Source organism: Staphylococcus sp. GDX8P114P-2 (assembly GCF_017892945.1).
GTDB classification, from domain to species: Bacteria; Bacillota; Bacilli; order Staphylococcales; family Staphylococcaceae; genus Staphylococcus; species Staphylococcus arlettae.
In genome coordinates this window covers 23,656-44,906 of record NZ_JAESMB010000012.1, presented here as the reverse complement: position 1 = coordinate 44,906, position 21,251 = coordinate 23,656, and the positions used below count along the sequence as shown (strand labels likewise).

The 21,251-nt window shown below is 33.6% G+C and carries 20 protein-coding genes; 4 read left to right on the top strand and 16 right to left on the bottom strand.

What is annotated here, in order from left to right; all coding sequences use genetic code 11:
• Positions 1-42: 42 nt before the first annotated feature.
• The 6 genes from KA845_RS06325 to fdaB all read right to left on the bottom strand — a co-directional run bounded on the left by KA845_RS06325 (position 43) and on the right by fdaB (position 6,565).
• Complete coding sequence (locus tag KA845_RS06325; protein ID WP_002510328.1) at positions 43-300, bottom strand: type B 50S ribosomal protein L31; 258 nt, start codon at positions 298-300, stop codon at positions 43-45.
• 166 nt (positions 301-466) lie between these two features.
• A complete protein-coding gene (rho, locus tag KA845_RS06320) occupies positions 467-1,783 on the bottom strand; it encodes a transcription termination factor Rho (RefSeq protein ID WP_002510329.1) in 1,317 nt (438 codons plus the stop codon).
• Between the two features lie 267 nt (positions 1,784-2,050).
• Entirely contained in the window at positions 2,051-3,484 is a 1,434-nt protein-coding gene (locus KA845_RS06315; RefSeq protein WP_002510330.1) for an aldehyde dehydrogenase family protein, read from the bottom strand.
• A gap of 255 nt (positions 3,485-3,739) precedes the next feature.
• Positions 3,740-4,066: a winged helix-turn-helix transcriptional regulator gene (locus tag KA845_RS06310; protein WP_002510331.1), complete on the bottom strand. Its 327-nt coding sequence runs from the start codon at positions 4,064-4,066 to the stop codon at positions 3,740-3,742.
• 72 nt (positions 4,067-4,138) lie between these two features.
• Complete coding sequence (locus KA845_RS06305) at positions 4,139-5,398, bottom strand: UDP-N-acetylglucosamine 1-carboxyvinyltransferase (RefSeq protein ID WP_103388813.1); 1,260 nt, start codon at positions 5,396-5,398, stop codon at positions 4,139-4,141.
• A 306-nt stretch (positions 5,399-5,704) separates the two neighbouring features.
• Entirely contained in the window at positions 5,705-6,565 is an 861-nt protein-coding gene (gene fdaB, locus KA845_RS06300) for a class IIb fructose-bisphosphate aldolase FdaB (RefSeq protein WP_002510333.1), read from the bottom strand.
• 210 nt (positions 6,566-6,775) lie between these two features.
• On the opposite strand from fdaB, the gene KA845_RS06295 reads away from it, so the two are divergent.
• Positions 6,776-7,309 (top strand): DUF2529 family protein, encoded by a 534-nt coding sequence (locus KA845_RS06295; protein ID WP_021459002.1) that lies wholly within the window; start codon positions 6,776-6,778, stop codon positions 7,307-7,309.
• A gap of 415 nt (positions 7,310-7,724) precedes the next feature.
• Here the strand turns inward: KA845_RS06295 and KA845_RS06290 are convergent, their stop codons facing one another.
• The 3 genes from KA845_RS06290 to KA845_RS06280 form a co-directional block, all read right to left on the bottom strand.
• Positions 7,725-9,332: a CTP synthase gene (locus KA845_RS06290; RefSeq protein WP_002510335.1), complete on the bottom strand. Its 1,608-nt coding sequence runs from the start codon at positions 9,330-9,332 to the stop codon at positions 7,725-7,727.
• Between the two features lie 320 nt (positions 9,333-9,652).
• The gene (gene rpoE, locus KA845_RS06285) at positions 9,653-10,177 is read right to left on the bottom strand and encodes a DNA-directed RNA polymerase subunit delta (protein ID WP_002510336.1); all 525 of its coding nucleotides are present in this window, start codon (positions 10,175-10,177) and stop codon (positions 9,653-9,655) included.
• A gap of 108 nt (positions 10,178-10,285) precedes the next feature.
• A complete protein-coding gene (locus KA845_RS06280) occupies positions 10,286-11,146 on the bottom strand; it encodes a GNAT family N-acetyltransferase (RefSeq protein WP_002510337.1) in 861 nt (286 codons plus the stop codon).
• A 435-nt stretch (positions 11,147-11,581) separates the two neighbouring features.
• Here KA845_RS06280 and coaW point away from each other — a divergent pair, with 435 nt between their 5' ends.
• Positions 11,582-12,379, top strand: coding sequence for a type II pantothenate kinase (gene coaW, locus KA845_RS06275; RefSeq protein WP_210127866.1), 798 nt, complete (start codon positions 11,582-11,584; stop codon positions 12,377-12,379).
• Between the two features lie 62 nt (positions 12,380-12,441).
• Here coaW and KA845_RS06270 read toward each other — a convergent pair whose 3' ends face one another.
• The 3 genes from KA845_RS06270 to KA845_RS06260 form a co-directional block, all read right to left on the bottom strand.
• Positions 12,442-13,107, bottom strand: a complete 666-nt coding sequence (locus tag KA845_RS06270; RefSeq protein WP_021459005.1) for a DUF2750 domain-containing protein — start codon at positions 13,105-13,107, stop codon at positions 12,442-12,444.
• A gap of 102 nt (positions 13,108-13,209) precedes the next feature.
• Entirely contained in the window at positions 13,210-14,403 is a 1,194-nt protein-coding gene (gene ldmS / locus KA845_RS06265) for an L-aspartate--L-methionine ligase LdmS (protein ID WP_021459006.1), read from the bottom strand.
• Complete coding sequence (locus KA845_RS06260; RefSeq protein WP_210127865.1) at positions 14,400-15,584, bottom strand: M20 family metallopeptidase; 1,185 nt, start codon at positions 15,582-15,584, stop codon at positions 14,400-14,402. The genes ldmS and KA845_RS06260 overlap by 4 nt, the downstream gene beginning before the upstream one ends.
• Positions 15,585-15,809: 225 nt before the next feature.
• On the opposite strand from KA845_RS06260, the gene KA845_RS06255 reads away from it, so the two are divergent.
• Positions 15,810-16,274 (top strand): S-ribosylhomocysteine lyase, encoded by a 465-nt coding sequence (locus KA845_RS06255; RefSeq protein ID WP_210127864.1) that lies wholly within the window; start codon positions 15,810-15,812, stop codon positions 16,272-16,274.
• Between the two features lie 143 nt (positions 16,275-16,417).
• Here the strand turns inward: KA845_RS06255 and deoB are convergent, their stop codons facing one another.
• The 3 genes from deoB to deoC all read right to left on the bottom strand — a co-directional run bounded on the left by deoB (position 16,418) and on the right by deoC (position 19,659).
• Positions 16,418-17,605, bottom strand: coding sequence for a phosphopentomutase (gene deoB, locus KA845_RS06250; RefSeq protein WP_002510370.1), 1,188 nt, complete (start codon positions 17,603-17,605; stop codon positions 16,418-16,420).
• Between the two features lie 11 nt (positions 17,606-17,616).
• On the bottom strand, positions 17,617-18,918 hold the full coding sequence (locus tag KA845_RS06245; RefSeq protein ID WP_107373943.1) for a pyrimidine-nucleoside phosphorylase: 1,302 nt from the start codon (positions 18,916-18,918) through the stop codon (positions 17,617-17,619).
• 78 nt (positions 18,919-18,996) lie between these two features.
• Positions 18,997-19,659 (bottom strand): deoxyribose-phosphate aldolase, encoded by a 663-nt coding sequence (gene deoC, locus KA845_RS06240; protein ID WP_103388810.1) that lies wholly within the window; start codon positions 19,657-19,659, stop codon positions 18,997-18,999.
• 242 nt (positions 19,660-19,901) lie between these two features.
• Between deoC and deoD the strand changes: the two genes are divergently transcribed.
• Positions 19,902-20,612 (top strand): purine-nucleoside phosphorylase, encoded by a 711-nt coding sequence (deoD, locus tag KA845_RS06235; RefSeq protein ID WP_002510366.1) that lies wholly within the window; start codon positions 19,902-19,904, stop codon positions 20,610-20,612.
• A 92-nt stretch (positions 20,613-20,704) separates the two neighbouring features.
• Here the strand turns inward: deoD and KA845_RS06230 are convergent, their stop codons facing one another.
• The gene (locus KA845_RS06230) at positions 20,705-21,151 is read right to left on the bottom strand and encodes a Dps family protein (protein ID WP_002510365.1); all 447 of its coding nucleotides are present in this window, start codon (positions 21,149-21,151) and stop codon (positions 20,705-20,707) included.
• Positions 21,152-21,251 lie beyond the last annotated feature (100 nt).

Below are 21,251 nucleotides of genomic sequence, written 5' to 3'. Positions count from 1 at the left end.
ACATCCTCATATAAATATGAGGATGCGTTATAACAACTACTATTAGCTGTTGCTTGATTTGTAACCGAATTTCTTGTTGAAACGTTCCACACGTCCATCCGCAGCAGCGAATTTTTGACGTCCTGTGTAGAATGGATGTGAATCAGAAGATACATCTAAACGAATAACTGGATATTCGTTACCGTCTTCCCATTCCATAGTTTCTGATGATGTTTTTGTTGAACCACTTAAGAATTTAAAATCTGTAGTAGTATCTAAAAAGATAACTTTGTGGTATTCAGGATGAATATTTTGTCTCATTTTTTTCAGCTCCTTTGCCCTGAACCATCTGGAACAGAGTTATTTGTGAGTTTTTTACCCAATACTAAATAATTATAATTGCTATTATTGAAAAACACAACCCTTTATCTAAAGTTTCATAAAAGTTGTATCGATAACCATATATAGCATGTGCTTAATCAAACAATTAAATGATAGGTTTACCTGTCTTTGTGCTTTCTTCTGCTGCTTTTTGTAGTTGTAAGAAAAAGGTATGGTTATCATCAGTGCGTTTTAATTTACGAATAAAACGTTCTGTAAAATCAAGGGAATCAGTAAACATATTTCTCAATTGCCATAATGATTCTAATTCTTTTGGTGAAATTAACAATTCTTCTTTTCTTGTAGAACTACGACCAATGTCAATTGCTGGGAAGACTCTTCGTTCAGCTAATTTACGATCTAAATGTAATTCCATATTACCAGTACCTTTAAACTCTTCGTATATCATATCGTCCATACGAGAACCTGTATCAACGAGTGCGGTAGCAAGTATTGTTAAACTACCACCCGCTTCAATATTACGTGCTGCACCAAAGAAAGCTTTCGGTTTGTGAAGTGAAGCTGGATCTAAACCACCTGACAAAGTACGGCCACTAGGTGGAATAACTAAGTTGTACGCACGTGCTAAACGTGTAATGGAATCCATTAAAATAATGACATCTTTACCAATTTCAACTAAACGTTTGGCACGCTCTAATAGAAGTTCTGCTACTTTCACATGGTGTTGAGGCGGTTCATCAAAAGTTGAATGTACAACTTCTGCTGACTCAACAGAACGTTCAATATCAGTAACTTCTTCCGGACGTTCTCCAACTAACAAAATAAACAATTCTGCATCAGGTTTATTCGTTGCTATAGCATTGGCTATTTCTTTTAATAGTGAAGTTTTACCGGCTTTTGGTGGCGCAACAATAAGTCCACGTTGGCCTAAACCAATTGGAGTTATTAAATCCATTACTCTAGTTGAATAACGATTTTTAGTAGTTTCTAATAAAATACGTTCCTCTGGATAAAGTGGTGTGAGAGCTTGGAAATGAGGTCTTTTTTTAACTTCTTCAGCGTTTTCATCATTAACAAAGTCAACTTGTAACAAACCATAATATTTTTCATTGTCTTTTGGTTTTCTTACTTTTCCAGTAACCTTGTCACCACGTTTAATTTCAAAACGTCGAATTTGACTGGCTGAAATATATACATCTTTTTCGCCTTTTGAATAGTTAACAGTTCTCAAGAAGCCATAACCATCTTGTTGAATATCATCAAGGATACCTTCCATATAGTAATTTCCATCTTTTTCCATTTGTGCTTCCATAATAGCTAACACAAGTTCTTTTTTATTTAATTTACTATAGTTGGTAAGCTTTAATGTTTTTGCTTTTTGAGTGAGTTCTTTAGTAGTGTAATTCTTATATAGTTCGTGGAATGATTCGTACTGTGGAGATGTACGTGCTTTTTCAGGCATTATCTTGCACCCATTTCATAAAAAAGTTTATTTAAATAGCCTATTTTTGTCGCTATTCATTGTATAACTATAGCAAATTTTCTTTTTAATTACAAAATCTATTTCAGTAATTAAAAATATGCAAAAAAAGAGCGAGTAAGAAATCAAAGTGCATATTTGATTCCTTAGCATCGCTCTCTAGTAACTTAAAACTTGATCATATATAGTCAAATCAATAAACAATATAAGCCATAGTTAATCATTAAAGTTTTATTTTATAGTGATATTTTAGCCCTCTTGATAATAGCCAGCAATAGATTTAACTTCTAAGAATTCTTCAATACCAAAGTCTCCCCATTCGCGACCAATACCTGATTGTTTATAACCACCAAATGGTAAGTCTGGTTTACGACCTGCTTCATTTATTTCAATAGTACCTGCTTCAACTGAACGTGCGACTTTACGCAAGTTATCTAAGTTTTCACCATATACATATCCAGCTAAACCGTATTTTGTATCATTTGCAATAGCTATTGCTTCATCTAAGTCATTGTATGTGATGACAGACATCACTGGACCAAAAATTTCTTCTTGTGCAATTGTCATTTGGTTATCGACATTGTTAAATATTGTTGGTCTTGCAAAATAACCTTTGTCTAATCCTTCTGGTTTTCCTGGACCACCATATAATAACTCTGCACCCTCTTCAATACCTTTATCAATATAGGATTGAACTTGATCAAATTGTTTTTTACTAATTATTGGACCTACTTGAGTTTCACTATCTGTCGGATCACCAACTTTAATGTTAGCCATCTCTTCTTTTACTGCAGTAAGAAAATCTGCTTTAATACTTTCTGGCACGAGTGTTCTAGTACCTGCCGTACAAACTTGGCCTGTATTATTAACTACTTTCATTACCGCTGCACGTGCCGCTTCTTGAATATTTACATCATCTAATATAATGTAAGGTGATTTACCACCTAATTCTAATGATACTTTTTTAAAGTCTTTAGCGGCTTTTTCCATAATTTTAGCTCCTGTTGGTCCAGAACCAGTAAAGGACATCATTCTAACACTTGGATGCTCACTTAATGGGTTACCTACACCTGAACCATCACCATTAACTAAATTGAATACGCCTTTAGGAACGCCAACTTTATCAAATATTTCTGCCAAAATTATAGCAGCAAAAGGCGTTTCTTCTGAAGGTTTTAGTACTACTGTACTACCTGCTGCAAATGCGGCAGCAAGTTTTAATGAAGTTTGGTTTGTCGGGAAGTTCCATGGTGTAATAAGGCCTGCTACACCAATCGCTTCCTTAACAACTAAATTATTGCCTCGACGTTCTTCAAACTCAAACGTATCAAGTGCATCTCGAGCTGCTACGAAATGATCTAAGCCCATTTGATAATGTACATTTTCAGCAACTTTTGTTGGAGCACCTAATTCGTCGCGAATAGCTGCTACTAAATCTTCTTTTCTATTTTCATATTCTGTTACAATTTTATCTAATAAATTTCTACGTTCTTCGATTGAGCTATTTCTGAATTGAACATATACATTTTCCGCTGCTTGCACTGCTTTATCTACGTCTGCTTTATTACCTTTAGCAATAGTACCCATTACTTCTTCGGTAGCAGGATTAATCACTTCAATATTTTCACCGCTTGCACTATCAATCCATTCACCATTGATATATTGTTTAGTGTAATTTCTCATTATAAGCTCACTCCTTAATTCATTCTACCCACATTGTAACTAACATGACTGATATTTAAACAAATATGCTCATTCTGACCTAAGCTATAGTCTCAATCGTCATTTCGTGTATACATAAATCAGTATTAACACCCCGGCAAAGATGACTAGTATTGAAAAAAGCTTGGTTTGAAGCGCATTTTCAATCCAGTCAGCTACTGCCCATAAAAAAAGACTAGGACGAATCAATATTGTCCCAGCCTCGTTCATATTATTTTATTTCTGTTGTTCTAGTTCAATGTATTCTTGTGCCCACTTTTCCATTGGCACTAAAGCTTGTGATAATGCATAACCTTTATCTGTTAATTCATATATGATGTTCATCGGGCTTGTAGAAATCACTTTCTTTTCTACTAATCCCCATTCGCTTAAATCAGTCAACTTTATACTCAGTGCTCTAGGTGTAATAGTTTTTAAGTCACGCTTCATATCGGAAAAATGCGCTGATTGTTCTGAACATCTAGATAAATAATTTATGATAAGTCCATTCCAACTTCTTCCGACAATTTTAAAAGTTTCTTCAAGATACGGACATACCTCCATCATTTTCACCTCTAATCAGCTTTCGATTTTTACTCTTGATCTCTATCAAGTATATTTATTATACCACATTTTTTATATTTCTTCAGTCCAAATATCTGCACCTAATGCAGAAAGTGTTTTCACTATATTCGTATAACCTCTATAAATATGTTTCACATTATATATTGTAGTTACACCTTCTGCTAATAATCCTGCAACTATTAAGCATGCTCCCGCTCTCAAGTCACTTGCATAAACTTCAGCACCTTTTAATTGGGATGGTTTAATAGTAGCTGTACCATCTGCAGAATGAATATTAGCACCCATTTTTTGTAATTCTTCAACGTGTCTGAAACGTGCAGGATAAATAGTTTCTGTGACGAATGATACACCTTCAGTTAAAAATAGTAGCGGGGTAATAGGTTGTTGTAAATCAGTTGCAAACCCTGGGTAAACTAAAGTTTTAATATCTACACTTTTATAAGGTGTATTTCGTTTTATCGACACACTATCGTCATCCACTTGGATATCTACACCTAATTCTTTCATTTTAACAGCTAAAGGTTCTATATGCGTTGGAATAATATTATTTAATTTAATATCATCACCGCAAGCTGCTGCAATACACATATATGTACCGGCTTCAATACGATCTGGTATCACTTGATGATTTGAACCATGTAACTTTGAAACACCATTAATTTTAATTGTACTTGTACCAGCACCTTTAATATCCGCACCTAAACTTGATAAAAATGCAGCTACGTCCACGACTTCAGGTTCTTTTGCAGCATTTTCGATAATTGTTTGCCCTTCTGCTCGAACAGCAGCCAACATAATATTAATAGTTGCTCCAACACTTACAATATCTAAAAAGATATTTGCTCCTACTAATTTGTCTGCAACGAGTTTCATAGATGTATCACTTGATTCATCAATTTCTGCACCTAGAGCTTTAAAGCCTTTTATATGTTGATCAATCGGTCTTGGTCCTAATGGGCATCCACCTGGTAATCCAATAACACATTTATTAAAACGACCCAACATTGCGCCCATCATATAATAAGACGCTCGTAATGATTCTACCTTATTGTTGGGTAAAGGTGCATTCTCTATTGATTTTGGATCAACATTTAAAGTTGAGCCTTCTAATGTAGTATTTATATTTAAATCGCCTAACAAACTTACTAACGTATTAACATCTGAAATTTCTGGTAAACCACTAATAGTCACTGTATCCTCTGCAAGAATTGCAGCTGGAATAATCGCCACTGCACTATTTTTCGCACCATGGTTATTTACTGTTCCACTTAGTGTTTGACCACCTCTAATTTTTATCACTTCTTGAGCCATTCGCATGTTCTCCTTTGCCTATCAATGAGAAATTCTAATTTTACACAATATGTGCATTATAAATTAATTTGATGTCCAATGCAAAAACCATCAATTAAAAACCTTAACAATTCGATGACAGTATATTTCATATTAGTTACAATTCCCGCACATCTTTAGTTTCAACCATTTAATTATTACATTTTTTATTAATTTAATATGTTTTACTAAAAACAAATAAATATATCACTAATGCGATTATATTATAACATAAAAAAACAACTATTATACATCTGTATAATAGTTGTTCGAAAGAAAATATACTAATTATTTAGCTTGGTTAGAAGTACCGAACTCTTTAATTTTTCCTTTTACAGTTTCTTTAATCGCTTCACGAGCTGGTCCTAAATATTTACGTGGATCATAAACTTCTTGATCTTTGTTTAATACTTCGCGAACTGCTTTTGCAGAAGCAATTTGGTTTTCTGTATTTACATTAATTTTAGCCGTACCGTATGGAATAGCTTTTTGGATGTCTTTTGTAGGAATACCAGTACCACCGTGTAATACTAATGGTAGACCTGTAGATGCACCAATTTCTTCCATTTCTTTAAATCCTAATTTAGGTTCACCTTTATATGGTCCATGTACAGAACCTAAAGCTGGAGCTAAAGTATCGATACCAGTTCTTTCAACTAGTTCTTGACACTCTTTAGGATCAGCGTAAATCACGCCTTCAGCTACAACGTCATCTTCTTGTCCACCTACTGTACCTAATTCAGCTTCAACTGAAACGCCATTAGCATGTGCGTATTCAACAACTTTAGAAGTAATTTCTATGTTTTCTTCGAATGGTGCATGAGAAGCATCAATCATTACAGATGTGAAACCAGCATCAATCGCTTCTTTACATTTTTCGAAACTTGAACCGTGGTCTAAGTGAATAGCTACAGGGATTGTAATTTCGAAGTCATGTAGTAAACCTTCTACCATTTTAACTACTGTGTAGAAACCACCCATATATCGAGCAGCACCCTCAGATACTCCTAAGATTACTGGTGCATTTTCTTCTTGAGAAGCTTGTAAAATAGCTTGAGTAAATTCTAAGTTATTTAAGTTGTATTGACCAACTGCATAACCATTTTCTTTTGCGTCAATTAACATTTCTTTCATTGAAACTAAAGGCATGAAAGTTCCTCCTTGAGTGCATTAAGCACGTATTTTTACAATCTAATTATAGCAGAGTTTATTAACTTATGCATTCTTCCAATGAATTGTAAGCGTTTTTATTTAAAAAATTGTTAATTTTACTATAATTATTCCTTAAATTTACCATTTATTGCATTCCAAACATGAATTAATTACAATGAAATGGAAATCAGAACGGAGGAGAATTACATGTCTAAAATATTAAATACACAAATTACTGGTATATTTAATCGTTTAGAAGACCAATCATTAGATATCCAAATGGCTGCACAATGTTTGATACAAGCAATTGGCGGCGAAGGCACAGTCTATGTTAAGGGTTATGATGATTTAAAATTTTATGAATTCTTTATAACTAACAGTAATGAAAAACTAAAATCTAGCGACTTATTATCCTCGATCACTATGACAGAAGCGCTTGATTCAACCGATAGAGTCTTCTTATTCGCTCCTTTTTATACAGATGAAGTAGCGCAAGATGTGCATACACTTATCAACTTAGATATTGATTTTGTTCTAATTTGTAACAAACCGAAAACTGAGGATTTTCCGGATCATTTATTCCATTTTGTTAATTTACAGACACCACGACCAATCGTCTATACTGAAGATTATGATAAAATCATCACACCTCATCCAATGGCTTTTAACTACATTTATTATGAGATTTATACGCAAATGATTGAAATGACGAGAGATTTAGAACTCAACATCAACGATTAATAAATCGCTTTATGGCTGCACTGATTTATTACATTTAGGGGTTTCCAAATCAAATTTAAGAAAAGTCCGAGACATAAATAGCTATAATAAAAAATAATCGCCAATTTCTATTAAGCAGATGTAGAAATTGACGTTTTCTTTATTTTTAAATGTCTTTAATACAAAACCAAGTTCTTGTTTTACCCCTATTTATATCCTCAGTCAAGCACGCATGGGTGTTCAGTATGTGTAAGAGACTACAGGCTCGAACCATACCCCAGGCAAGTATGCACGGTCAATTTCATAAACTTTTAAATATAAGGATGACTAGCATTGAAAAAGCTTGGTTTGAAGCCCATTTTCAATACAGTCAGCTACTGCCAATATGAAAAGAGACTAGGACGAATCAATATTGTCCCAGCCTCTTCTTATAAGTTTATTGTTGTTGATGTTTTAATGACGCTTCAATAAATGCTCTAAAGATTTGTTGAGGACGATTAGGACGAGATAAAAATTCTGGGTGGAACTGACAAGCCACAAAGAAATCATTTTCTGGTATTTCTACCATTTCGACTAATCTACCATCTGGACTTGTACCTGAAAATACCATTCCATGTTCTTCAAGTTGTGCTCTATATTCGTTATTAAATTCATAACGATGACGATGTCTTTCTTCAATATCTGTCTCATTATAAATTTGATGTGCAAGCGTACCTTCTTGAATATGACAAGGATATAAACCTAATCTCAATGTACCTCCTAGATCTTCTATATCTTTCTGTTCTGGTAATAAATCGATAATAGGATGTGGCGTATTTGGGTCTAATTCAGCAGAATGAGCCCCTTCTAAACCTAAGACATTTCTCGCAAATTCAACTGTAGCTAATTGCATACCTAGACAGATACCAAAGTAAGGAACGTTGTTTTCACGCGCATATTGAATCGCTGCAATTTTACCTTCACTTGCTCTGAAACCAAAGCCACCTGGAACTAAAATGCCATCAACTTCTCCTAAGTAATCTGCTACATTGTCAGTTGTAACTTCGCTTGAATCAATCCACTTCACATTGATATCTTTTTTGAACGGGTAACCCGCATGTTTTAATGATTCTACTACTGACAGATAAGCATCTTGTAAGCTGACATATTTACCAACTAAGCCAATTGTTATTGTCCCATCCAAACTGTTAACAGTGTCTAATAAAAACTGCCACTCATCTAATTGAGTATCATATTTTGGTGTCAATTCTAGACGATTTATAACAATATCATCCATCTCTTGTTGACTTAATTGTAACGGAATTTCATATAGTGAATCAGCATCACGACATTCAATAACACTTTCTTTTTGAATATCACAGAATAATGCAATTTTATCTTTTAAGTCTTGTGTTAACTCATACTCAGTACGAACTACAATCAAATCAGGTTGAATACCTAGTCCTCGCAGCTCTTTCACACTATGTTGTGTTGGTTTTGTTTTCATTTCTCCAGCTGCTTTAATATATGGTAATAAAGTACAATGTACATACATTACATTTTCTCTACCTAGATCACTACGAATTTGTCTGATTGCTTCAATGAATGGTAATGATTCAATATCACCAGTTGTCCCACCTATTTCGGTAATTACAACATCGGCATTCGTACTCTCTCCTGCTAATAATAAACGTTCTTTAATTTCATTAGTAATGTGAGGAATGACTTGGACAGTCCCACCAAGATAATCACCTCTACGTTCTTTTTTCAAAACGTGAGAGTAAACTTTTCCTGCCGTCACATTTGAATACTTGTTCAAATTAATATCAATAAAACGTTCATAATGCCCTAAATCCAAATCAGTCTCTGCACCATCATCTGTTACAAACACTTCACCATGTTGATATGGACTCATCGTACCTGGGTCTACGTTTAAGTATGGGTCAAATTTTTGAATTGTTACTTTCAATCCTCTGTCTTTTAGTAATCTACCTAATGAGGCTGCAGTGATTCCTTTACCTAATGAAGAAACTACGCCACCAGTTACAAAAATAAATTTTGTCATTTCATGTCCTCCTATTATTCAAACAATATTAAAAGTATTGCAATTGATAATCCTAATATTTACTACGTATAAGGGGTGATACATTGAAATAGGAAATGTCATAATCAACCATTTTACTGCATTTTTGAACTACAATAAACATTATTACTATTATTTTACATCTCAATGATTTTAAAGTTTTAACAAAATAAAAAAAGCTCCCTCTCACATAACTGTAAGGGGGAGCGTATAGTTTATACACGTCGTCCTATTTAAAGGAGCCCGAATAAAATTTTATCATTTTCACAGGAAAAGTCAATTAAATCTGACAGAATAAATTTTTATTCTTCTTCATCGTCAAATTCGTCTTGTTCTTCTTCTTCATCGTCTAGGTCTTCATCATCTTCATCAATAACAATTTCAGATTCATCTATTTCTTCGTCTACTTCTTCATCTTCAGGATCAGCTAATTCATCACTTGTATCTTCAGTAGGTACAGTTTCTTCTTCTGTTTCATCCTCACCTAATAATTTCAAGTTTTTGTCTTCTTCATCTTCATCATCTAAAATATCAAACTTCTGAATCGTTGGTGCAATTTTCTCTTCGATGTCATCAACAGAATACCAATCACGTAAGCCCCATACATTTTCCCCAACATTCAAAAAGCGACCGTCAGTATTTAAATCTGTATAGAATTGTACAATTCTATCTTCGACTTCTTGATCTTCATAATGGCCTAATTCTTTAAACTCATCAATAATATCATATAAATTCATTGTATCTGCCTTTTCGTTTAATAACGTATAGGCCATGTCTATAAATGATTTCTCATCAACCATTTCTTTAGTATAATCTTGTATTCTCATAGCTCATAAACTTCCTTTCACAGGCTTTATCTATAAAGTTCTCTTTTTACTCAACTAATAGTAACAAAACTCAACTATAAATGACAAGTATTGATTTCGCAATCTAAACTAGTAATTGATATATTTTTCAAAAATACTAAAATCATCGCCAGATTCTACTTCAACAAAATTACTATTTAAGCATAATGTATCCAGTTCATTTCGTTCACCATATAGAGTAATAGTTATTACATTTACACCTTCAAAATATTTTCTCACAAACGTCGACAATTGTCTTAATGCACTCTGAGCGATGCCACTTGAACGTTGTGCTTGGTCTACTTCAATTGAAGTAATATTTAATCGTTCTTCATGTTGCTCTACACCTATAAAACCAACTTTTTGTCCATCTTTCAACAAATCAATCATGTGTATACCATATTTTACATCATCCTGATTCAATTTTAACATTAAAGATGAAACATATTTAGAATCTAAATCTAAATAGTAGAGTCGCTCTTTCCCTATTGGTCCTTCTTCTTTAGTAGCAGTATGCATAAATCCTGCACGTTCATATACATTCCATGCCCCTTTATTTTCTGCGTCAACTACTAAATAGAGATGATTAAATTCAGGGAACAAATATTGAACATATTGTGGTAAAAACATCATAATTTTTGTTCCATAACCATTGCCTTGATATTTTTCATTAATCGACAATGACCTAACATAAACCACTTTTTTAGGGGTATCGTACCCTTCATGTTGATAGTATTGATGTAAGACAAAAAAACCTATGACTTTATTTTGTTCATTAAGTACGATATTCGCAATTCTGTCCTCATCTTTTATCGCATCATCTAACACTGTTTTAGGTAAAGACGAATAAATTTGTTGTCTTTCACTTAATTCAAAATCATAAAGCTTTGTTCTATATTGTTCTTCAAATGGTTGAACTGTAATATTTTTAAATTGTTTTTTAATAACCATAAATAATCCCCTGCTTAATTTATTTCATGATATTTAAATACCACAAATATCAAATAGATAATCCATATATCTTAATCTTTTGCTCAATAACAGTTATATACGTAATTCAAAAACCAAATGAATGACCTACTGTATTTTCATATGTCCGCGCATTGCTTTCAAAACGTTTATTACAGCACCATAAAGTTTATTACTTGTACTTCATTTTTGTTAAATAGTAGTTAGTTCCTCTACCTCATCGAAAACTAACATAACTTCAGCATGCTCCAACGTTTCCCGAATCATACTTTGATAAAACTCTACAGTCCGTCAGACATTTTACCGTAAATAACCTTAACTACTATATTTTGTAAGCACCTTTGATTTTGATATTTTATTTTCCTTCATTTTATTATAATATAATGTATAATGTAAATTTTTTGAGGTGAGCAATAAATGAAAATCGGCATTGATGCTGGGGGAACGTTGATAAAAATTGTTATTGATGAACAAGGCAACAGAACTTATAAAACTAAATTAACTTCTGAAATTGATGATGTTATTCACTGGTTAAATAATATAGACTGTACGGATCTCAGCCTTACCGGAGGACATGCAGCAACTATAAAAGATCGTTTAAAAACTTCATCGCGTATTTTTGTAGAATTTGATGCAGCTGCTCAAGGTTTAAAAATTCTGTTAAATGAACAAGGTCATTTTTTAGATGACTACATCTTTACGAATGTAGGTACAGGTACATCATTGCACTATTATAATGGTGAAAGTCAGCAACGTGTTGGTGGCATTGGCGCAGGTGGCGGCATGATTCAAGGTTTGGGCTATTTACTGACTCAAATACAAGATTATGAAACATTAACAAACACTGCACAAAATGGAAATCGTGACATCATCGATTTAAAAGTAAAGCATATTTATCAAGATAGTACGCCTCCTATACCGGGTGATTTAACAGCTGCAAATTTCGGTAACGTACTTCATAATTTAAATGATAACTTTACTGATGCAGATAAACTTGCTTCTGTCATGGGTGTGGTTGGTGAAGTTGTAACTACTATGGCAATTACTGTAGCTAGGGAACATAATACTGACAATGTAGTCTTTATTGGCTCATCATTTTATAATAATAACTTACTCCAAAAAGTAGTTGAGGACTATACCATTTTAAGAGGATTTAAACCTTTTTATGTTGAAAACGGTGCCTTTTCCGGTGCGCTAGGTACACTTAATTTATAACAATTCAAAAAGACGAAATTTTGTTGTCATAACAAAATTTCGTCTTTTAAGTTAAAGTTTATTTAAAATGTTATTTTATCTATAAGTTTTTGTGCTGACACAACCGTTCCAATAACGCCCGGTTTTAAATCAACGGCAACAGCTTTGTCATCGTCTCTTAACTCATCTAGCCATTCCGCAAAAACTTCACCTTCAACTTCAATAATATCACATTCTTCAAAATCTTCATCTCTCACGCGTTCTGCACGTTCACGACTACTCCATACAGGCATGATATTAGGTTTTTCATGTTCATCATCACTAATTAAAATAAATTCCTTTTTATTTTTGGATGTTAAACCGTACACCTCATCTGTAGCAACCACTGCATTATTAAATTCTTTTAATCTAATATTGTCTAGATCACTCATTAATTCATTAGTACTATTAATAATATTTACAAGTTCTCCATCGTTAGTACTTGTAGGATTAATTAATACTTCGTCGCCTTCTTTGAAAACGTTATCCAATTCGTACGTAACAAATTTATCAATATCTAAAGCTTTAATTTCATCATAATCAATATCCTCTTTAGATAGAAACGTTTCTGCTTTATCTTTTTGCGTCCACATACAAATTGTATTTTTACCTAATACCTCATGCTTGAATGCTTTCTTATTTTTAGTCGCAACATAGAACACTTCAGTTATCAAGATATCTTGATAAAATGTATACGTTTTATATGACACTACGTACACCTCATTTCATTTTTGTTTATAATTAAAATATATCTAAGACAACAAATATAGTCAATGTACGAATTTAATTTCTCTAACAATACACGCTATAAATTAAGTTGATACTTCCTTTAAAAACAAGGATTCTAAGCTTTCTACCTCTTCTTTACTGGAAGCATGCCATATACATCCGAATCGTGAATTAACCGCTTCATGTTCAAACCAATCACCATCGTAATATGACAACGGGAATAATACACCTTGTTTTACATATTTTAAAATTGTCTGGTAAAACTTCGCATTATCTTTACTTGCAACATAACTATAAAATTTATGATAACCTTTATTTAATGATGGTTCTAATAGTAACATACTAGTTGAACCATTTTGTCTAAAATTTAAATCAATAGCGTATACGTCTCCAAATTTATCAACAAGTAAATCAAATCCTGCTATACCAAAAAAACCTTGTGCTACACCATTCTTCATAATTTCCTCACCAGCTTTAATTACATGTGATGGTACATTGTTGACATTTTGATTACCATGATAAAAGCCATAATCATTTGTAATTTGTTCAGCTGCTCCAATGTATTGCACTCCAGTGTTGTGTGAATAAGCAAATTGAACACAGTAGTTAGCTACTGCTTCTATTTTTTGTTCAATAATAAGTTGCTTAGTAGCTGACTTTGCATCTCGTATTCGTTGTATAGCTTTGCTTAAGTCGGTATCGTTATAGCAAATCATGACTCCATAACCACCTGCTGTCGGTAAATCATCACCTGGTTTTATAACAAAAGGGAATTGCCATGCTTGAACACGTTCCTCAAATGCTTCAAATGCAACCACTTCACGTTGTGGTAAATATTTATCATTTGTCCACTTTGGAATTTTAGCTTTATTATTTAATGCAACAAAAATATCTTTATCTAAGGCATAAGCTTCTTTAGATAATAATGATGGATCATGAATATACTGAAAGTAAATAGTTTTTTGTTGTTCCTTCACTAAGTTTTTTAATAACATTTCATACGATGATTTATCACTAAATGTATAAACATTTTGAGGTAACGATTTCCCAATTTCTGCAAAAAGTTGTTCTAACTTATCTGTTACACTTGCCTTGTGAACAATTACTGGCATGTTATCAGCAATAATCAATTCTCTTCCCGTTAAAAAATTAGATTGATGTTCTTCTGGATCTAACCATGGATTGGATATATATGAAGGTCTAGATGTATATACTGTATTACTCGCATAAAGATCGCTAAGCATTAACTTAGTCTGTAGCGAACTTCTATTTGTCATTTCGTATGCCCCTTTACATATTGAAATTGTTCTACAATTTCTTCGAATAATTGCTCATTTATAATTAAATCTAATCCCATTAAAGCGATAATTTTACTACCACGCAACAAAGCTTGGTCTCCATGAGTGCTAGCTGCTGCTTCACGAAAACGATGTGTATGTCCAACTAAGTTTCTAGAACCTATTTTAATATGAGGGTGTATCGTCGGTACTATATGGCTAACATTGCCAGTATCAGTCGAACCATAACCAAAATCATCATCGATAACTTCTTCTTCCATTTCAATAGCATACTTGGCAAATAAATCATCTAATTTTGGGGTTTTTATAAATTCATTAACACCATTTTGAATAGGGCCAAACTCATAATCACAACCAGTTTGAAGTGCCGCGCCTTTGGCTATTTGTCCAACACGTTCTGTTAACTGATCTAAAGCTTTACGTGTTGTCGCACGTGTATAAAATCTAGCATGTGTATAATCCGGAATAATATTGGCCGCTTTGCCCCCATCTAAAATTACCCCATGTACACGTTCAGTTTTTTTAATATGTTGTCTAAGTTGTGCTACACCGTTAAAATATGAAATCATTGCATCTAAAGCGTTACGCGCTTCATCTGCATTTTCTGAAGCATGTGTACTTTTACCATAAAATTTAATATCTAAAACATCTACAGCTAATGTATTAATCGTCTTATAGGTTTCGTTTCCGGGGTGCACCATGAGTGCCACATCTAACTCATCAATGATACCTTCTTTCACATACGAAGCTTTAGCACTACCATTGACACCACCTTCTTCAGCTGGACACCCTAAAACAATTACCGTTCCACCAATTTGATCTATTACTTTAGATAACGCAACACCTGCTAATGTACTAGCTGTGCCAATAATATTATGACCACATGCGTGTCCTAATCCTGGCAAAGCATCATATTCTGCAAGAAAACCTATTGTAGGTCCCGGTTTAGTAGATTCATATCTAGCGATGAATCCAGTAGCATGACCTGCAAGATCCGTTTCAATATCAAAACCTTCTTTTTTTAAGTGCTCAATTAATGTACGTGACGCGAATATTTCCTCGTTACCTAGCTCCGGGCGTTGATGTATTTGATGACTCATTTCAATATAATGCCGCTTATTGTTTTCTATATAGTCTAATATTGTTTGTTTATATTCCATACTATCTCTACCCTGCTTTCTTAAGTAATAATTCTATTTAATAATTTTTCCATAGTTAAAATTGCTCGCAATTATTTTGCATAATGAAAATCTAGTCTAATTATTACTCATTCTATCGGGTTTAACTATTTTTGTCATTAATTTTCTAACTATTTACTGAAAATTGTAATTGCCATGCGTGCTTGTTACAATAAATTATATGTATAAATTTAGGAGGGTTTTTTAATGCCAAAAATGAACGTAGAAAGCTTTAATTTAGACCACACTAAAGTTGTGGCACCGTATATCCGTTTAGCCGGGAAAATGGAAGGCCAAAACGGTGATGTTATCCATAAATACGATATTCGCTTCAAGCAACCAAACAAAGAACATATGGACATGCCAGGATTACATTCATTAGAGCATTTAATGGCAGAAAATATCCGCAATCATTCTGACAAAGTTGTAGATGTCAGTCCAATGGGTTGTCAAACCGGATTTTATGCTTCATTTATTAATCATGATAACTATGTAGATGTGTTAAATATTGTTGAAAAAACTTTAAATGATGTGTTAAGTGCTACCGAGGTTCCTGCGTGTAACGAAGTTCAATGTGGTTGGGCTGCAAGTCATTCACTTGAAGGTGCCAAAACAATTGCACAAACCTTCTTAAATGAACGTCATCAATGGCATAATATTTATAGTAATTAACAAAAAAGCGTAAGCCATAAACATTATGGCTTACGCTTTTTTATATTTTTAAATAGTATAAGAATTGAACTAATCTAGCTATTGTAGCTCATAGTACCAGCCTAACTCATATATGGCGAGATCGGCTGTTTCCTACTATACGATTATTTTTCAATGCCCATTTCTGCTAAATAACTGCTGCCATATTTTGGTAGTTGTACATCAAAATTATCAGCAATTGTAGCACCTATCGAACTGAACGTATCATCTTGTCTCAATTCATAGTATTTATTGATTTTAGGGCTAAACATTAGCACTGGTATATATTCTCGAGTATGATCAGTACCATCAGCAGTCGGGTCATTACCGTGGTCTGCTGTAATTATGACCAAATCATCCTCTTGTAAAACATCAATTAATTCTGGTAAACGCTCATCAAAATCTTTGATTGCTTGTGCATAGCCTGGTTTATCACGTCTGTGACCATATAGCGCATCAAAATCAACTAAGTTTAAAAAGCTAATACCACTAAAATCTTCTTTAGCTGTGTCAATCAATTTGTCCATGCCATCCATATTACTTTTTGTTCTAACAGCTTTTGTTACACCTTCACCGTCATAAATATCATTTATTTTGCCTAACGCAATTACGTCATAGTCAGCATCTTTTAGTTCATTCATTACTGTACGACCAAATGGCTTCAACGCGTAATCATGTCTATTAGCAGTACGTGTAAATTGTCCTGGTTCACCTACATAAGGTCGAGCAATAATTCGCCCAATCAAATATTTAGGGTCCTTAGTTAATTCTCGTACTTTCTCACAAATATCATAGAGTTCTTCTAAAGGAATAATATCTTCATGTGCCGCAATTTGTAACACTGGGTCTGCGGAGGTATATACGATCAAATCGCCTGTTTGCATTTGATGCTCTCCCCACTCATCAATAATTTGAGTTCCAGAGGCAGGACGATTTGCTACAACTTTTCGTCCAGTTAGTGCTTCAATTTCTTGCACAAGCTCATCAGGAAAGCCGTCCGGGTATACTTTAAATGGTTGCATAATATTTAGGCCCATAATTTCCCAATGACCTGTCATCGTATCTTTACCAACTGATGCTTCACTCAACTTAGTAAAAAATGCTTGTGGTTGTTCCACTTTATCGATTACAGGTAAAGCATCAATATTCCCTAAGCCTAATTTTTGCAAATTAGGTAAATCTTGTGAAAACCCTTCTAATGTGTGCTTTAATGTATGACTTCCTTCGTCATTAAAAGCTTTTGCATCTGGACCTTCACCTATTCCTACAGAATCCATAACTATTAAATGAATACGTTTAAATGGTGTAGTCATAATTTCCACTCCTATTCTGTAATAACTTTGTGTACTAATGTTGGTGCCGAACCGTTGTCGCTAATTGAAATACTAGCACGTAACTTTTCTATTACATCATCAACTTGTTCTCTATTGGCGTGAATTGTTAATAAAGACTCACCTTGAGCAACTCTATCTCCAACTTTTTTATTTAAGACGATACCTACGCTTAAATCAATGGAATCTTCTTTCGTTTGTCTACCTGCACCAAGTAACATTGAGGCCACGCCTATTTCATTAGCAATAATTTCAGTAACCACACCGTCAGTTTCAGCTGGCAACTCAATTTGATAAGTTGCTTGTGGTAAACGGTTAACATCGTCTACGACTGAGCTATCACCATCTTGATTTTCTAAAAATTGCTTGAATCTTTCCAAAGCTGAACCATTGTTAATCGCTTCTTTTAACAAAGCACGAGCTTCTTCTAAATCTTTTGCTTTACCACCTAAAACTACCATTTGTGAACCTAAAGTTAGAACGAGTTCTGTTAAATCTTTTGGTCCTTTGCCTTGTAATGTTTCGATTGCTTCTTTAACTTCAAGTGCATTTCCGATCGCATTTCCTAGTGGTTGGCCCATATCAGAAATAATTGCCATCGTTTTACGCCCTACATTATTACCGATACGCACCATAGCATGTGCTAATGCTTCTGCTTCTTCTATAGTTTTCATAAACGCGCCATTACCAGTTTTTACATCTAGTACAATTGCATCTGCACCTGCAGCAATTTTCTTGCTCATTATAGAAGATGCGATTAATGGAATTGAGTTTACTGTGCCTGTTACATCACGTAGACCGTATAATTTTTTATCTGCAGGTGTTAAATTTCCACTTTGTCCAATGACAGCTACTTTTGATTCGTTGACTAGTTTAGTAAATTTGTCCTCAGTAATTTCCACATGAAAGCCCTCTACTGATTCTAATTTGTCAATTGTACCTCCAGTATGTCCAAGTCCTCTACCACTCATTTTCGCAACAGGAACACCAACAGATGCTACTAATGGAGCTAAAACCAATGTTGTAGTATCGCCGACGCCCCCTGTAGAATGTTTATCGACTTTAATTCCCTCAATATTTGATAAGTCGATAACATCTCCAGAATTAACCATGGCCATAGTAAGTGCCGCACGTTCATCATCATTCATATCTTGAAAATAAACAGCCATCGCTAAACTAGACGCTTGATAATCAGGAATATCTCCCTTTGTATACCCATCAATAAAAAATTGTATTTCTTCTGTTGTTAATACTTTGCCATCTCTTTTTTTCTCAATTACATCTACCATTCTCATTTGTGTAGCCTCCCTTTATGACTATGTACAATTACATAGTTTCTCCAAAACACAAATCCCTAATTTTTGCTATTTTACTTAATAATCTGAGTCGCTTTCTAAACCTTGAATAATTTGTACGCCTGCACTTGCTCCAATACGTGTAGCTCCTGCTTCTAACATATTATTAAAATCTTCTAAATTACGTACGCCACCAGAAGCTTTTACTTCTAATGCATCTCCAACCGTTTGTTTCATCAATTGTACATCTTCAACTGTTGCTCCACCGCCGGCAAATCCAGTTGATGTTTTCACAAAGTCAGCACCCGCTGCTTTACTTAATTCACAAGCTTTAACTTTTTCTTCGTCAGTTAATAAACATGTTTCAATAATTACTTTTACAGTTTTACCATTAGCTGCGCCTACAACACCTTCGATATCTTTTTGAACTTCTTCAAAGCGTTGATCTTTCAATGCCCCAATATTAATTACCATATCAATTTCAGATGCACCATGTGCAATAGCATTTTCTGTTTCAAAAACTTTTGTTTCTGTAGTTGATGCACCTAATGGGAATCCAATAACAGTACATACTAACACTTCAGTATTTACTAATTGCTCAGCAGCGTATTTTACATGAGTTGGATTAATACATACAGATTTAAATCCGTATTGTTTAGCCTCATCTAAAATAGTATCAACTTGTGCTCTCGTAGAGTCCGGTTTTAATAATGTGTGATCGATAAATTTTGCATAATTCATAATTTAGTCCTCCTAATGTGTTTATTAAAATGTACATGGTCAAAGTAAAAACTAAAAGTAATAACGCCATAATACTTTTCCTACTCGTTATTGCACTTCCCTTTATACAACTTTTTATGTACACTTTTAATATCTCGCTTCATATGAAATGATTAGCTCATCTATTATTTTACAAAAAAAAGCAAAATTAATAAACATATGTTATCTTTAAATAACTAATGAATTAAAAGGAGAAGATAAAAATGACACAAGGGACAGCTCATATTCAACCAAATGGAAAGAAAATTGCTAAAACAGTACTTATGCCAGGCGACCCACTTCGTGCAAAATATATCGCTGAAAACTTTTTAGAAAATGTAGAACAGTTTAATGAAGTAAGAAATATGTTTGGCTATACAGGAACATATAAAGGAAAAGAAGTTTCTGTTATGGGTTCAGGTATGGGAATTCCAAGCATTGGGATTTACTCTTATGAACTTTATAATTTCTTTGATGTTGATACAATTATTCGTATTGGGTCATGTGGTGCATTACAGGACAATGTTAACCTTTATGACATTATTATTGCTCAAGGCGCTTCTACTAACTCAGATTATGTAGATCAATACAATTTACCAGGTCATTTTGCACCACTTGCTGATTTTGATTTAGTTGCAAAAGCTAAAGCTCAAGCAGATAACTTAGGCGCGGTGACACACGTTGGTAATATTCTTTCTTCTGATACATTCTACAACGCTGACGAAACGTTTAATGCTAGATGGCAACGTATGGGAATTTTAGGAATTGAAATGGAATCTGCGGCACTTTATCTTAATGCAACACATGCCAATAAAAAAGCTTTAGGTATATTTACTGTAAGTGATCATATTTTACGTAATGAAGCAACTACACCTGAAGAAAGACAAAATTCATTCACGCAAATGATGGAAGTAGCATTAGAAATCGCTGACTAATTTAAAATACAGACTTTATTTATAGAATTTTAAAATATAAAAAAGCTGGGACATCATATTTTGATGTCCCAGCTTTTTATTAATCAATTTTATTATTGTCCAAGATAAGATTTTAACATCCAATTATGTTTTTCTATATTTGTTTGCATACCGATAAACATATCTTCTGTCACATCGTCTTCAGCATCAGATGCTACTTCAATCGCTTCTTCTAATTGTTTAGATACATTTGTAAAATCTTTAGATAACTCAGAAACCATTTGTTCTGCAGTATAGCCTTTACCTGCTTCGTCGATAATTGACATCTCTAGACTTTCTTTCAACGTACCCACTGGATTTCCTCCGACAGCTAAAATACGTTCTGCTAAATCATCTACATATTGACTAGCTTCGTCATATAATTCCTCAAATTTAGTGTGTAGTGAGAAAAAGTTTGGTCCTTTAACATACCAATGGAAATTGTGTAACTTAGTAAAAGCTACTGTCCAGTTTGCAACTTGTTTATTTAATACATTAATTACATTTTCATTATTAGTCATTTAAATTCTCTCCTTCTTATATCGTTATTCTCTTGATTACATTTATTATTATATAATAATTATTCTAATCTGTAAACTGTTTTCCAATAATAATTTAGAA

Coding starts and splice junctions, on each gene's coding strand:
- KA845_RS06325 (WP_002510328.1), bottom strand. CDS start 300: ATGAGACAAAATATTCATCCTGAATACCACAAAGTTATCTTTTTAGAT.
- rho (WP_002510329.1), bottom strand. CDS start 1,783: ATGCCTGAAAAAGCACGTACATCTCCACAGTACGAATCATTCCACGAA.
- KA845_RS06315 (WP_002510330.1), bottom strand. CDS start 3,484: ATGAGAAATTACACTAAACAATATATCAATGGTGAATGGATTGATAGT.
- KA845_RS06310 (WP_002510331.1), bottom strand. CDS start 4,066: ATGGAGGTATGTCCGTATCTTGAAGAAACTTTTAAAATTGTCGGAAGA.
- KA845_RS06305 (WP_103388813.1), bottom strand. CDS start 5,398: ATGGCTCAAGAAGTGATAAAAATTAGAGGTGGTCAAACACTAAGTGGA.
- fdaB (WP_002510333.1), bottom strand. CDS start 6,565: ATGCCTTTAGTTTCAATGAAAGAAATGTTAATTGACGCAAAAGAAAAT.
- KA845_RS06295 (WP_021459002.1), top strand. CDS start 6,776: ATGTCTAAAATATTAAATACACAAATTACTGGTATATTTAATCGTTTA.
- KA845_RS06290 (WP_002510335.1), bottom strand. CDS start 9,332: ATGACAAAATTTATTTTTGTAACTGGTGGCGTAGTTTCTTCATTAGGT.
- rpoE (WP_002510336.1), bottom strand. CDS start 10,177: ATGAGAATACAAGATTATACTAAAGAAATGGTTGATGAGAAATCATTT.
- KA845_RS06280 (WP_002510337.1), bottom strand. CDS start 11,146: ATGGTTATTAAAAAACAATTTAAAAATATTACAGTTCAACCATTTGAA.
- coaW (WP_210127866.1), top strand. CDS start 11,582: ATGAAAATCGGCATTGATGCTGGGGGAACGTTGATAAAAATTGTTATT.
- ldmS (WP_021459006.1), bottom strand. CDS start 14,403: ATGACAAATAGAAGTTCGCTACAGACTAAGTTAATGCTTAGCGATCTT.
- KA845_RS06260 (WP_210127865.1), bottom strand. CDS start 15,584: ATGGAATATAAACAAACAATATTAGACTATATAGAAAACAATAAGCGG.
- KA845_RS06255 (WP_210127864.1), top strand. CDS start 15,810: ATGCCAAAAATGAACGTAGAAAGCTTTAATTTAGACCACACTAAAGTT.
- deoB (WP_002510370.1), bottom strand. CDS start 17,605: ATGACTACACCATTTAAACGTATTCATTTAATAGTTATGGATTCTGTA.
- KA845_RS06245 (WP_107373943.1), bottom strand. CDS start 18,918: ATGAGAATGGTAGATGTAATTGAGAAAAAAAGAGATGGCAAAGTATTA.
- deoC (WP_103388810.1), bottom strand. CDS start 19,659: ATGAATTATGCAAAATTTATCGATCACACATTATTAAAACCGGACTCT.
- deoD (WP_002510366.1), top strand. CDS start 19,902: ATGACACAAGGGACAGCTCATATTCAACCAAATGGAAAGAAAATTGCT.
- KA845_RS06230 (WP_002510365.1), bottom strand. CDS start 21,151: ATGACTAATAATGAAAATGTAATTAATGTATTAAATAAACAAGTTGCA.